Genomic DNA, 13299 nt, shown 5'->3' on the forward strand with positions numbered 1-13299 from the left:
AAGAAAACAGATTGCGGAAAAAGCGATCAGAGAAACTAATCCTCTTCCGTCTGCGACTGGCCGACCGGCGAATGGTTCTTCCTGTTGATATGTTGATAAAGCCCGTCAATCAGTTTCAGGACATGTTGGAACATTTCCGTTCTTGACATCATTCCCTCAGTCAGAAATCCGATGGTTCCGCCATGCTGACTGACATTCTTCTCTCCGGTATATCTTTCTGCGACCTGACCGAGTTCATGCCCTGAGCGAACGCCGTCCGCCAGCTGGTCCGGCAGCAGGATCCGGGCACCGCCGGCCGTGATGACCTGTCCGTTTCGGTCTGCTGCGGCGCCCCAGTTACATAGAAACATCTCGCCGTCAAGGTCGGACACGCCCCCTTCAAGACCGATGCCGATCGTCACCGAGCGGTCCGAACGGATGACGGCACGCGCCCGATTGATTGCTCCCTGCCGGGTCTCAGAATCCGACATGGGCATGGCGGATACACCGGAAGGCACATCAAAACTTTTCACATCATCCTTTCGCCCGAGTTGATCAAGCAATTCTGTCAGAGCTTTGATTTTTGCCGGATTCTTTGTTCCGATCCCGATAATCATACGACAACCGTCCTTTATTTATTACCCTATCCCTGCCTGATCGTGATATCAGCGGAGTAAAAGCATTTTTCCCCGCCAATAAGACGCCTGAGGAGAATTTGGTTTATTTTCTTTTTCCCTTTATACTATAGAAAAACAGAAAGTTGGTATCAGCATGAACATGAAAACAGGCATTTCCATCCTGATTGCAGCAACTGCAGGGTTTGCTGCGGGTATCGCGGCAAGAAAGATGCAGCAGTACACAGATCATTTGCTCAGTCCTGAAAAGGTCATGGGCTACGTGAAAAATAAAGTTAAGAAAGAGCTGCCCGTTAACGGGGCATGGATAGGCCTTACGCCGCTCACACAGACAAAAGACGCCCTGACAAGTAACGTGTATCAGGGCGGACTGACTGTTAAGGACGGGCATGCCGTGAAACATTATGACTTTATTGCCGATGCCTGCACCGGTTCCCTTCTGAAACTGAAACTGCAGGAGTAGCGTCTCCGCTGCCGCTTCAATAACCGGATATGGCCTCACAACGGTAAATCGGCTGGCCCTTTGACGAAAACTTCTCTTCAAATTCTGTCATGATATTGTCCCTGTCACCGGAGTGATGCAAATCAAGACTGATATTCTGCAGAACAAAACCGTACTTTGAAAAACTTTCCAGAGAATATTCAAATAATCCCTGATTGTCCGTTTTAAAGTGGATGATCCCCTGATTTTTCAGGACATATTCATACTGTGCGAGAAAAGACGAATAAGTAAGCCTTCGTTTCTCATGGCGTTTTTTCGGCCAGGGATCACAGAAATTCAAATAAATATCGTCCACTTCATCTTCGGCAAAGAACTCAGTCAGACCACGGGCATCTGCATTCACCAGGCGGACATTTCTTAATTTTTTTTCCAGGCATCGTTCAAGAGCCGTTACAATTATACTCTCGTGGAGCTCAATACCGACAAAATTTTTTTCCGGATACTTTTCAGCCATTCCGGTAATAAATCTGCCCTTCCCCGTACCTATTTCCACGCAAAGAGGGGCTTCGCGGTTAAATGCTTCGTACCATTCTCCGTAATAATACTTTGGTGATTGAATAACTATTTCCGTATGGCGGTCGAGTTTTTCCCTTGCCCAGGGTTTATGGCGCACCCTCATTTAAAATTCTCCTTATAATCAAATCAGTGAAGAAAACGTGCATGGCGTAACCTGCCTGAGATATCATACCACGGTCCGGTGCTAAAATATAGATAATGTTTAGCTGCAGAACCGCGCGGCATAATCATTCAGCCACAGTAAATCTTTTTCAAACAGGATGAACTTTCTGGCATCGCCGTGCTCCTGATGCCAGAACATGAAACGAATGGTTGATGCAATCATATGCCAGATCAGGCGGAGATGTAAAGAATTATTCATTTCCCAGCCATACATTTTCAGCCAGTCGAGCCACTTATCTTCAGAAATGTACCAGTATAAAAGCATGGCCAGATCCATTGCCGGATCTGCTATCACAGCCTGATCCCAGTCGACCAGGTAAAGCTTTTTCTCTCCTTCATTAATCAGCCAGTTGTTATGATTGATATCGGAATGGCATACTTTTTTCTCATAGTACTCGGCTTTTCCGCTCGTTTTCCGCAGAAAGTCAAGCGCGCAGTTTAAGGCGGGTGAATTCTTCCGCCCTGATGCACGATGAACCAGCCGGTCAAATATGACTGAAGTCGTGACAGGCTCCTTGCCGAGACGCTTTAACATAAATAACAGCGGCTCGGAAGTATGAATTTTTTTTAAGAGTGCGGCGACTTTCTTCGATCCCATCTCCTCCGGTTTGAGCACCCTTCCGTTCATCCACTTCTGGGCAGTCAGAACATCACCACTCCCTGTACGGCGTGCCCACAGCAGTTTGGGAACAATCCCTTCTGCTGACAGAACCGCCAGAAATGGCGATGTGTTCCGTTTGATAAACAATTTGTGTTCCCCGGACATGGCCATGTAGGCTTCCCCGGTTAACCCTCCGGCGGATGAGAGCACCCAATCATCGCTGTCAAAAAACTTCATCAAAAGTGCCACCTTTTTACAAAAATAACGAGGCTTCGTTCTAAAAAGACTATGTTTTAGAATATACCACTTTCCGTTAGATTGAACAATCATGCCGGTTCAATCTCGCCAGCGGTCGGAAGCGACCGTTACACAGCCGGAAAGCAGGGCCTCCGTTGCAGCAATCTGATCCCGCTTCATCATCATCGAGTGTCTGGAAATCAGGTGCAGCCACGCTGATTCGTTCCTTAAATCCACGAGACTTAACCCTGATTCTTCCTGAACAAATTCAATAAAACCGTTCGGTACATACACTGCAGCCAGAACCGGCACACTAAGTCCGAACTTTCCCAGATATCCGGAAACAATCCGCCGCGTCCGTTTCAGTGCAATCAGCGGATTCAGCAGTTCACGGACATCATCAGACCGGATTTCCCGCCACTTTCGTCTGGAAATCCCCTGAAACACACTGCCCCTCTCGCCTTCGAGAGCCGTCAGACACCACACGGCGTCTGCTGTCAAAAGGAGCGAATCCAGCTGTATGGTCGCTTCGCCTGCCTTCAGTACCGGTCGAAACATAAAGAATGAAAGATCATTCACTTCTGTTAAAAGACGTTTAACCCAGGACTGACTGGCCCATGCTTCAGGGAACCGGGACTGCTCTACTGCCGTCCGCGTCGCCCATTCAGTCTGCATGTCATAGATCCATCCCTCAAACAGGTCCTTCTCATGTTTCCGGGCAGACCCGGATGGCTGTTCCCTGTTTTCACGATGCATCCATTGTTCCTGTCGCCGCTTTTTTAGCAGGATGAACCGATGAGCATACCGCATAAGATGAATCTGGTAACGCGATACACATTGCCCGATTTTTATCAGCTGTGCCATCTTGATGCCACCTTTAAAAATTCTTCGGGATGACACCCGAAGCACTTCTTCCTCTATTGTATCGCAAGATTAGGAAAACCGACTATAAAGATGAAGCTCAATCCAAAAAATAATGAAGAGGTCCCTCTGATATGGCTATTCCTGTATGATCAAAATAAAGTCCAGGCTCAGTGATTCATCCCACCACTGAAGTGGCGAGTATGCTCACTGAGATTATGATAAAATGAGGAAGCAGGACCTTCGCATGATGTTGATGGATCACTGTTCTGATACATAACCGGAGCATGTTAAGTCCGAGAAAGTGAGATGTCGTACACGTTGAAAGTAGTTAAATCCATTGATGAGCTGGTTGGCCATACACCGATGGTACGTCTGAACCGACTGCCTGACCCGAATGGCGCATCCATTTATGCAAAACTTGAATATTTCAATCCAACCAAAAGTGTCAAAGACCGCGCTGCACGGCATATGATTCTGGCCGCTGAACAAGAGGGAAAATTGAAGAAAGGCGCGACAATTATTGAACCTACATCAGGAAATATGGGCATCGGGCTGGCGATGAATGCTGTTGCCCGGGGCTATAAAGCCATGATCGTGATGCCGGATACGATGACCAGAGAGCGCAAGAACCTCCTTAAAGCTTTCGGTGCGGAAGTCGTCCTGACACCCGGGCGTGACAAAATGCCCGGAGCCATCCGGAAAGCAGAAGAACTGAATCGAACCATACCGGACAGTTTCATGCCGATGCAGTTCTCAAATCCGGCAAATCCGCAGGCTCATCTTTTGTCCACCGCACCGGAGATTATCGAGGATATGAACACACTGGGCAAACCTTTGCGGGCATTTGTTGGGGCAGCAGGCACCGGTGGAACCATTACAGGCACCGGGAAAGCCTTAAAAAAAGCCTTTCCGGAGTTGACCATCCATATCTGTGAACCATCCGGATCCCCTGTCCTGAGTGGTGGAAAACCCGGCAGACACAAGATCGTCGGAACGAGTCCGGGTTTTATACCGGAGACACTTGATCTTTCATTAGTTGACGAAATTATCAAGGTCAGTGACCACGATGCTTATGAGATTACCCGTCGTCTGGCAACTGAGGAAGGCATCTTGTGCGGTCCGTCATCAGGGGCTTCTGTTTTTGTTGCTCTTCAGGTAGCCAGGCGCTTTACTCCGGGCGATGTCATTGTTTGTATGATCAACGATACAGGGGAACGTTACCTTTCAGGAGACATCTTTCCCCGGTAAATCTGTATATTCCTTCAACATAAAAACTGCCCTTCACACCCGAAGAAGGCAGTTTTTTCCATTCACACGATAGAAAATGATCCTGTTCCATCCACCAGAAGTCCAGCTTCGCCGGCTGAAATCAAGGACACCGGCGTAAAAAAAATAAAAGGTTTGACATTTTCTGAAAAAGAGTTATATTAAAAATGAAATCAGGAGTCTTGGAGAGTAACTTCCTGCATACTGAATCTTCTGTATTTTCCCGCACCTTGCATATTCGATTCAATGGAAGTCATATTCTTCTATTGACAATAAATTTAGGGAGTGGTGATTTGAGTCCTTCAACTGATCGTATGCTGAACCGCGTAAAGTCTGTATATCTTTACATTCGCAGACAAGGTGTTGTCACAACGAAAGAACTGGTTGAAGAATTTGACATGACACAACGAACAATGCAGAGAGATTTAAATATTCTGACGTATAACAATTTAGTCAGAAGCCCGCGCAGAGGGCAATGGATGGTCACTGAAAAAAAAGTTAAAGTTTCATAATCTGGTGAGCTGTATATCACAGCTCTTTTTATTTGCCTTTTTACAGGATCAGGAATTTCAACTGTTATCGCCAAACACCCTGCCCTGTCATAGACTAATGTAACGTCAAGTACAAATAACCGCTGACAGGGAGGATGGTATCGATGTTTCCATCACAAAATGAATTCAGTCAGGCAGAATATCCGTTTTTCCCCCATCCATCACATCCTGCACAAGACAGCAATGGGATGTTTCCGTATCAGGAGCCAGATCCTGCAGGCATGGAAAGCAGCACAGCATCAGCCTTTCCTGACCTCGCTGATACCTGGACCGGCAGACCGGGCAGCATTTATGACAGGCAGCCGCCGGGGCCGGGAGAAGGTCCCTTTGAAAGAAGATTACGCCAGCTCGAACAACGGCAGGAACATACGGAACGTGAAATCAACCGAATCCAGAGACAGCAGGAACGCTTTAACCGGGAACTGAACAGTCTGGATCGCAGGCTGCGGATTATTGAACGACGACTGGGTGTCCCCGTGCCGCCAATCGGTGGTCCGGGTCGACCATAAGGAAGTCTGGCTCAAAAAAATTAAGATTTCAATCAGTGGGGGAATCTTTATCCTCCACTGATTGTGTCATCAGGCTGCTGCGGGCAGTTTATCTCCCACCCGGACATCTCCGTTTCCCCTCATGGCCCTGAGGTGGGGGGGTACTGCCCGTTCATGCGGGATAAAACGGACAGAGAACGATTTCTGTCCGTTTTATCCTTTACTGTGTCTTGATTGTGATCCTGCTTTGTGTGATTTTCCCAATACTTTTCTCAGTAAACCGGTATATCTGGCGAGAAGCAGATAGACGGCAGCACCCGCAAGAACGCTTATGATGAGAATAAGAAATGCCATAAATCTACTTGCTGTAAATGATCCTCCGAAAAAGAAGAAGATCAGCCGGATCAACAGAATCATAATCGTCGTGTAGACAACGATATGAATGACCTGCTGAGCAATCAGCGAGAAAGTATACGCTGTAGCTTTTCGAACAGCAGCAGCAATGATCATAATGGAAAGCGCATAGCCTGCGTTCGTGGCGATGACCGGACCGATCATGCCAAAAAATTTCATACATACCGGATTCAGAAGTATTTTGACGACCACACCGGCTCCAAGAGCAATCAGTGTCACCTTTTGCCGGTTAATCCCCTGAACAATTGAAGCCAGAACCTGAAACAGAGCGAATAAAATGGCCGTTGGTGCATACCAGGTGAGAATTTTACCACCAATCTGCATCAGTTCGACCTGGCCGGGATTATAATAAAGCACGACATGGACCATATTTCCGAGAACGGACAGGCCAAAGGCGGCGGGAACCGTCAGAAACAGAACGAGCTGAAGGGCCTGAGTGATTTTCTCACGAACATCTTTCATCTTCCCTCTGGCGTAAGAGGCAACAATTGCCGGGACCGCGCTGACGGCCAGAGAGGTCGCCAGGGTGACGGGGATCATGACAAGCTTCTGATCATTCATCGTCAGATCGGCAATTACGGCGCGAGTGACTTCACGGCTGTAATGTAAATAATGAAAAGCCATGGACTGATCAATCAGCTGATACAGCTGCATGGCAATGCCGACCGCCACAAATGGAATGGCATAAGTAATCAGTTCCTTGTACATCGAAAAGAGGGACAGCCTGCGTCGCGAAGATGGGCCCTGATTCATCCGGCTGATCTTATTTCTTCTGGACACCCAGTAATGCATCATGACATAAAGACCCGCTACCGCACCGACAAACGCGGCAAAAGTTGCGAGCGCCGCCGCGATAACAACAGATCCTCCGAAGACCTTAACAACAACAAACGCGCCAATCAGGATAAAAGCGACACGGACAATCTGTTCGACAACCTGTGACACCGCAGTTGGTCCCATCGACTGAAAGCCCTGAAAGTAACCGCGTAGAAGACTCATCATCGGAACAATCAGAATGGCAATACTGACCACACGGATAACCAGCACAACAGAGTCGAAGTAGCTCGATGGAATATCAAAGAGCTCAGCTATTTTCGGCGCTCCGAAAAACATGAGCAGAAATCCGATCAGACCGGTTCCCAGCATGATGAAAATGCCGGACTTGAGCAGTCTTCTCCCTGCTTCATAGTCTCCGAGCGCATTATATTTTGACACAAATTTCGAGACGGCCAGTGGAAGCCCCATCGTTGAAATACTCAGCATGATCGCGTACGGTGTATATGCATATTGATAAAGAAAAGATCCTTCTTCTCCAGTCAGCCAATAATAAGGAATGACAAACAGGATCCCGAGAAAACGAGAAAAAAAGGTGGCGACAGTAAGAATCATCGTCCCTCTGATCATCTTGGACGTAGCCATGCGGAAACGCTCCTAAGCAGTACTTTTATCGGACAAATGTCCGCAACTTTTTCTATTTTACCACAACTGATGCCGTGATTAAGTTTTGCCATATGGCAACTTTTTGTATTTGGCAAAAAACAAAGCTTTACGGAAAAAGGATTCCATAAAGCTCTGGTAAAAATCTGCTGATGTCGGGCCATGCTTCCGCACCACTCAAACATTCCGCCTGTCCCATTCATGACGTTGAACCCTTGAACCCCCCTGTTCCTGAAGAAATTCAGCAGCAGGAGTGCTGCGACGCCCGGCACGACAGGCCCTCACATATCCTGCAAAACGGTCCATCTTATCGATATACAAAGGAAGATCGAAAAATTCGAACATGCACCGCCTGCGGTATTTTCCCCGCTGCGACTTCCTCATCTTCGGACATCAATCACCTTTATCTCATCACCACGCTCAAGTCTTCGGCGCCGTCCATTCGGACCTGCGCTTCGTATTTCGACCAGATGAATGACCTCCCGATCACCTGGCAACAATATTCACCAACTTATCCGGGACGGCAATCACTTTTTTCACGGTTTTGCCTTCAAGATTTTCAGCGACACGCTGGTCATTCAGCGCTGCTTTCTCAAGCGTTTCCTTCTTTGCTCCTTTATCAATCATCAGCCTTGAACGGATTTTACCGTTTACCTGGACGACAATTTCAATCCTCTTTTCAGAGAGTTTCGATTCATCATAAGTCGGCCAGGCAGATTTTTCAATAGACTCCTGATGACCGAGCAGCGACCAGATTTCCTCACTGATGTGCGGAGCGACCGGCGACAGCAGCTGAATAAAGCCTTCCGCCATCGACTTTGGTATCTTCTCCTGTTTGTATGCTTCATTAATGAAGGTCATCAGCTGGGCAATACCGGTATTATAATGCATGATCTCAAAGTCTTCCGTCACTTTTTTTACGGTCTGATGATAGACCTTCTCAAATTCAGCATCCGCGGTGAAACTGTCTGAAACCCCGTCGGAGATTTTTCCATCAGCTGAAACAAACAGTCTCCAGACACGATCAAGAAATCTGCGTGATCCGTCTATGCCTTTTTCAGACCAGGCCACTGCCGCATCAATAGGGCCCATGAACATTTCGTAGAGACGAAGTGTATCGGCACCATGTGAAGCAACGATGTCATCCGGATTCACCACATTGCCCTTGGATTTACTCATCTTCTCATGATTGCCGCCGAGAATCATTCCCTGATTCACCAGTTTCTGAAAAGGCTCTTTGGTCGGCACGATGCCAAGATCATAAAGCACCTTGTGCCAGAAACGGGCATACAGCAAGTGCAGAACAGCATGTTCGGCACCGCCGACATAAAGATCGACAGGCATCCAGTGTTTCAGTTTTTCCGGGTTGGCCAGCTGCTTTTTATTATGCGGATCGACATACCGGAGAAAATACCAGCTGCTTCCTGCCCATTGCGGCATCGTATTGGTTTCCCGTCTGCCCTTCATTCCGGTCTTTGGGTCCACCACGTTAATCCAGTCCGTATCGTTGGCAAGCGGAGATTCACCTGTACCGGAAGGCTTAATATTCTTTGTCTTCGGCAGGCGCAGCGGCAGTTCATCTTCCGGAACTGGTTTTGTGGTCCCATCTTCCATATGAATGACGGGGATCGGCTCCCCCCAGTAACGCTGCCTGCTGAACAGCCAGTCGCGTAACCTGTAGGTAATTTTCCGTTTACCGGCCTTGTGTTCTTCCAGCCACGCAATCATTTTCGTGATGGCATCCTGCTTTCCTAATCCATCCAGGAAGCCGGAATTTACATGTTTACCTTCCCCGGTGTAGGCTTCTTTTGACAGATCACCGCCGGAAACGACCTCAATAATGGGCAGTCCGAATTTCTTTGCAAATTCATAATCACGATCATCATGTCCGGGTACCGCCATGATTGCACCGGTGCCATAGGTGATCAGGACATAATCAGCAATCCAGATCGGCACTTTCCGTCCGTTAACCGGATTGATGGCATACGCCCCGGTAAACGTACCGGTTTTTGTTTTGTTGAGATCTGTACGCTCAAGATCACTCTTAACTGCAACCTTCCTGCGATAGCTGTCAACTGCTTCTTTTTGTTCCGGTGTGACGATCTTGTCAACCAGTTTGTGCTCTGGTGCAAGAACCATGTAGGTTGCACCGAACAGCGTATCAGGACGCGTTGTAAAGACAGTCACCTTTTCATCCGGATGTCCGTCCACCTGGAATACAACTTCGGCTCCTTCCGAGCGTCCGATCCAGTTCCGCTGCATCTCTTTAATGCTGTCCGGCCAGTCCAGATCATCCAGATCCTTGAGCAGCCTGTCGGCATAGGCAGTGATCCGGAGCATCCACTGTTTCATCGGCTTCCGGATGACGGGGAAACCGCCGCGCTCACTTTTTCCGTCAATCACTTCCTCATTAGCCAGAACGGTTCCCAGAGCCGGGCACCAGTTGACCGGCACTTCTGCCTCGTAAGCGAGCCCTTTCTTATAAAGCTGAAGAAAAATCCACTGTGTCCATTTATAGTATTCCGGGTCAGTCGTATTAATTTCCCGATCCCAGTCATAAGAAAAGCCCAGTGATTTAATCTGCCTTTTAAACGTTTGGATATTCTGTTTGGTAAATTCAGCAGGGTCGTGGCCGGTATCGAGCGCGTACTGTTCAGCCGGCAGTCCAAAGGCGTCCCATCCCATCGGATGAAGAACTTCAAATCCCTGCATCCGTTTCATCCGCGCAAGTATGTCCGTGGCCGTATATCCTTCAGGATGTCCGACGTGAAGTCCCTTCCCGGACGGATAAGGAAACATATCAAGCACGTAATATTTCGGTTTACCCGAATCCTCATTTGTTCTAAACGTATGGTGATCATCCCAGTATTTCTGCCATTTCGCTTCAATTTTTCTATGATCAAAAGTCAGCCCCATGGCCCAACCCTCCTTCTTTCATCATGTAACAATATAAAAACCCCCCGCCCTTAACTTGTTGTCAGGGACGAGAGGTTGATCACAATGTTATTCCCGCGGTACCACCCACATTAGTATGCAGCCTGCAGAATCAGACTGATACTCGCTTATTCCCTTAACGCGGGTGTACGGCAAAACCTTCCAAATAAATCATGAACAGGAAAATCTGCTGCTCCGGGGCGAGTTCGCTGCTTTTCTGTGCCGGCTTGCACCATCCGCCGGCTCTCTGTAATCAGATCGGCATCTACTGTTCCCCTTCATCGCTTTCCATTGATTCAGCTTGTGTCTTTCATTCTATGTAATCCATTTTAGTCTGTCAATATGCAAATTGAAAGATACAAAATATTTTTTCCTTTTGTTCCTGTTTTCATACGTCCACTTCACGTATGTTGTAAACTTTGTTAGAATGCACGTTAGAGAAGACAAGGAGGATCAGATAAATGTCTGAAAACAGGTGTCCGGATTTTTTTGGCTCGGACAAGCGCTACTTTTCATGGAATACTTACCTCAGACAGCGGTTTGGTGAAAAGGTGTTTAAGGTGCCGCTGGATGGCGGTTTTGACTGCCCGAACCGGGACGGAAAAGTCGCTTACGGTGGCTGTACATTTTGCAGTCAGAAAGGATCCGGAGATTTTGCGGGAGACCGGCGGGATGATCTTGCCACTCAGTTTCAGACAGTAAAGAAGAGAATGCTGAAAAAATGGCCGCATGCCAGAAAATATATTGGCTTTTTTCAGGCCTTTACCAATACATATGCACCGGTTGATGTGCTGCGCGAGCGATTTGAAGTCATACTCGAACAGGAAGGTGTCGCAGGCCTCTCCATTGCGACTCGTCCGGACTGTCTGCCGGATGATGTGGTTGACTACCTTGCAGACCTGAATCAGCGTACTTATCTCTGGATAGAGCTTGGTCTGCAGACTGTTCATGATGAAACCGGAAAACTGATCAATCGCGCTCATGACTATGCCTGTTTTGTTGAAGGCGTCAACAAACTCAGGAACAGAGGGATTCGCATCTGTGTGCACATCATTGACGGATTACCACGGGAAACCCCGCAGATGATGATGGAAACAGCCCGTTCTGTTGCGCATCTGGATGTCCAGGGTATAAAAATCCACCTGCTTCATCTGCTGAAAAAAACAGCTATGGTGAAACAGTATGAAAAAGGCATGCTCCAATTCCTTGATTTTCATACCTATGTCAATCTTGTCTGTGATCAGCTGGAAATCCTGCCTCCGCAGATGGTCATTCACCGGCTGACCGGGACGGACCCGCAAACCTGTTGATCGGTCCGATGTGGAGTCTGAACAAATGGGAGGTTCTGGATGCCATTGACGATGAATTAGAACGCCGGGACAGCTGGCAGGGAAAATTTTATTCGTCCTCCCGGAACGCGGCATCCCGGTGAAGAAAAATCCGGCTTCGGCAAAGCCTGGTTGCCCTTTGCACCCGAATTTTAAATTTTCTTAATAGCACAAAGAAAAACGAGGCAGAAATTCGCCTCGTTTTTTCTGTTATGTCAGATACTCTGCCTCAGTCTGCGATAAACCCAGCCATTTATAAAGAAGAACATCCCGCTTCCTCCTGCTCTTCGGATCAGCTTTCGTGCAAGAATACGTACGTTCTTCTGCCTGGCTACTTTTTTATCAGCAAGATAGATGCCAAGCAGTCCGCGATTGATCATTTTATGAAATCGTCGGTCCGGCATGTTATCAATCGCATCATCAGCTTCTTCGATAAAATAATTGAATCGTTTCATCATCTCTTCCTCGCTGCCGTAATAATTGCAGAAGTTGAGATCACCTTCTCTTTTGTCTTCCTCCTGATCGACGAAGTAGTCCATGAGGATGTGCAGACCCTGTACCCAGGGAAAATAACTGTTTCTGATTGTCCCGGTAAGCGTACGCATTTCATCTCCACGTGCGGCTGCGTAGGAGACGATACAAAAAATACCGAGAGTCGAACCTGAACACGCGGCAAACTCATACCAGCTCATTTCCGGAAGCCTGTCCCTGTATTTTTTAAACCATGCAATTAACCGGGGAACACGCTGATCCTTTTCAACATGTTTATGCACCTGAAGGTCGCAGTAAAAACCGGCCAGTTCGAGAAGACTGGGATGGATGGTTTTCCACGCGTCCATCCTGCGCAGGATATGCTGGCACGTTGCGACGAGTTCGCTCAGATACCCTCCGTCCGAACAGGAACCACGAAAGCGATAGTAGTCCGAATGAACGGCACCTGGTGTCAGCGCGTCCAGCATGGATTGGTGCAGGCAGCGAAAATCCTCGGGATCAAGTGATGTACTTCGATCACAAAGGTTATCCAGATAGTCGCTGATGGTCTGATAGGCAACAATGAAAGAGATGATTTCTCTCCTTTTGTCTCCTGCAAGCAGACTGTAAATGGCTCCCCCTTCGCAGTGAAAAGCCTTCGTCTCCATACTTGCGTGCGCCTGTCTTCGCAATTCCGGATCAGGAATCTGATCTGCTTTCTTTTTCCATCGTTCCAGCTCCCGGTGAACGTCAGGAAGTACTTTCCTGTAAATTTGTGACATCAATGTTAAGGGCCCTGCCGGAACAGCCATATCACACTGCCTCCTTCACGATACCCGGTTTCGTTCTTTCACTCATATCTTTCGGCATGTCCATGCTGTGCCTGTCGAAAAAACAAATCAGAATCTGACAAT

General features: G+C 47.8%; 11 protein-coding genes, 1 pseudogene and 1 other annotated feature. Of the genes and pseudogenes, 5 read left to right on the forward strand and 7 right to left on the reverse strand.

Annotated features, from left to right (window positions below; translation table 11 throughout):
• Nucleotides 1-35 precede the first annotated feature (35 nt).
• Nucleotides 36-596 carry a DUF84 family protein gene (locus tag ABNN70_RS14140; protein WP_353948151.1) on the reverse strand — a complete coding sequence of 187 codons (561 nt, stop codon included), beginning with the start codon at nt 594-596 and terminating at the stop codon, nt 36-38.
• Nucleotides 597-750: 154 nt separating this feature from the next.
• On the opposite strand from ABNN70_RS14140, the gene ABNN70_RS14145 reads away from it, so the two are divergent.
• The gene (locus ABNN70_RS14145; protein WP_353948152.1) at nt 751-1077 is read left to right on the forward strand and encodes a hypothetical protein; all 327 of its coding nucleotides are present in this window, start codon (nt 751-753) and stop codon (nt 1075-1077) included.
• Nucleotides 1078-1093: 16 nt separating this feature from the next.
• Here ABNN70_RS14145 and trmB read toward each other — a convergent pair whose 3' ends face one another.
• The 3 genes from trmB to ABNN70_RS14160 all read right to left on the reverse strand — a co-directional run bounded on the left by trmB (nt 1094) and on the right by ABNN70_RS14160 (nt 3496).
• The gene (gene trmB / locus ABNN70_RS14150; RefSeq protein WP_353948153.1) at nt 1094-1735 is read right to left on the reverse strand and encodes a tRNA (guanosine(46)-N7)-methyltransferase TrmB; all 642 of its coding nucleotides are present in this window, start codon (nt 1733-1735) and stop codon (nt 1094-1096) included.
• A gap of 99 nt (nt 1736-1834) precedes the next feature.
• Nucleotides 1835-2632: a phosphotransferase family protein gene (locus ABNN70_RS14155; RefSeq protein WP_353948154.1), complete on the reverse strand. Its 798-nt coding sequence runs from the start codon at nt 2630-2632 to the stop codon at nt 1835-1837.
• Between the two features lie 99 nt (nt 2633-2731).
• Entirely contained in the window at nt 2732-3496 is a 765-nt protein-coding gene (locus ABNN70_RS14160; protein ID WP_353948155.1) for a nuclease-related domain-containing protein, read from the reverse strand.
• Between the two features lie 318 nt (nt 3497-3814).
• Between ABNN70_RS14160 and cysK the strand changes: the two genes are divergently transcribed.
• From cysK to ABNN70_RS14175, 3 genes are all read left to right on the forward strand, one after another.
• Nucleotides 3815-4744, forward strand: a complete 930-nt coding sequence (cysK, locus tag ABNN70_RS14165) for a cysteine synthase A (protein WP_353948156.1) — start codon at nt 3815-3817, stop codon at nt 4742-4744.
• A gap of 311 nt (nt 4745-5055) precedes the next feature.
• Nucleotides 5056-5274 (forward strand): DeoR family transcriptional regulator, encoded by a 219-nt coding sequence (locus ABNN70_RS14170; protein ID WP_206184235.1) that lies wholly within the window; start codon nt 5056-5058, stop codon nt 5272-5274.
• 143 nt (nt 5275-5417) lie between these two features.
• Entirely contained in the window at nt 5418-5822 is a 405-nt protein-coding gene (locus ABNN70_RS14175; RefSeq protein ID WP_353948157.1) for a hypothetical protein, read from the forward strand.
• 192 nt (nt 5823-6014) lie between these two features.
• Here ABNN70_RS14175 and ABNN70_RS14180 read toward each other — a convergent pair whose 3' ends face one another.
• Both ABNN70_RS14180 and leuS read right to left on the reverse strand, forming a co-directional pair.
• A complete protein-coding gene (locus ABNN70_RS14180; RefSeq protein WP_353948158.1) occupies nt 6015-7634 on the reverse strand; it encodes a polysaccharide biosynthesis protein in 1620 nt (539 codons plus the stop codon).
• 504 nt (nt 7635-8138) lie between these two features.
• The gene (gene leuS / locus ABNN70_RS14185) at nt 8139-10562 is read right to left on the reverse strand and encodes a leucine--tRNA ligase (RefSeq protein ID WP_129928315.1); all 2424 of its coding nucleotides are present in this window, start codon (nt 10560-10562) and stop codon (nt 8139-8141) included.
• Nucleotides 10563-10628: 66 nt separating this feature from the next.
• Nucleotides 10629-10877 (reverse strand) — a binding site (T-box leader).
• A gap of 170 nt (nt 10878-11047) precedes the next feature.
• On the opposite strand from leuS, the pseudogene ABNN70_RS14190 reads away from it, so the two are divergent.
• Nucleotides 11048-12018, forward strand: a pseudogene (locus tag ABNN70_RS14190) (TIGR01212 family radical SAM protein).
• A 111-nt stretch (nt 12019-12129) separates the two neighbouring features.
• Here the strand turns inward: ABNN70_RS14190 and ABNN70_RS14195 are convergent.
• On the reverse strand, nt 12130-13197 hold the full coding sequence (locus ABNN70_RS14195; RefSeq protein ID WP_353948159.1) for a tetraprenyl-beta-curcumene synthase family protein: 1068 nt from the start codon (nt 13195-13197) through the stop codon (nt 12130-12132).
• Nucleotides 13198-13299: the final 102 nt, after the last annotated feature.

Origin of the sequence: Sporolactobacillus sp. Y61, from assembly GCF_040529185.1 — a bacterium.
Lineage (GTDB): Bacteria > Bacillota > Bacilli > Bacillales > Sporolactobacillaceae > Sporolactobacillus.

Bases quoted from the DNA above. Each gene is read 5' to 3' on its own strand.
- ABNN70_RS14140 (WP_353948151.1), bottom strand. From the start codon at position 596: ATGATTATCGGGATCGGAACAAAGAATCCGGCAAAAATCAAAGCTCTG.
- ABNN70_RS14145 (WP_353948152.1), top strand. From the start codon at position 751: ATGAACATGAAAACAGGCATTTCCATCCTGATTGCAGCAACTGCAGGG.
- trmB (WP_353948153.1), bottom strand. From the start codon at position 1,735: ATGAGGGTGCGCCATAAACCCTGGGCAAGGGAAAAACTCGACCGCCAT.
- ABNN70_RS14155 (WP_353948154.1), bottom strand. From the start codon at position 2,632: ATGAAGTTTTTTGACAGCGATGATTGGGTGCTCTCATCCGCCGGAGGG.
- ABNN70_RS14160 (WP_353948155.1), bottom strand. From the start codon at position 3,496: ATGGCACAGCTGATAAAAATCGGGCAATGTGTATCGCGTTACCAGATT.
- ABNN70_RS14175 (WP_353948157.1), top strand. From the start codon at position 5,418: ATGTTTCCATCACAAAATGAATTCAGTCAGGCAGAATATCCGTTTTTC.
- ABNN70_RS14180 (WP_353948158.1), bottom strand. From the start codon at position 7,634: ATGGCTACGTCCAAGATGATCAGAGGGACGATGATTCTTACTGTCGCC.
- ABNN70_RS14195 (WP_353948159.1), bottom strand. From the start codon at position 13,197: ATGGCTGTTCCGGCAGGGCCCTTAACATTGATGTCACAAATTTACAGG.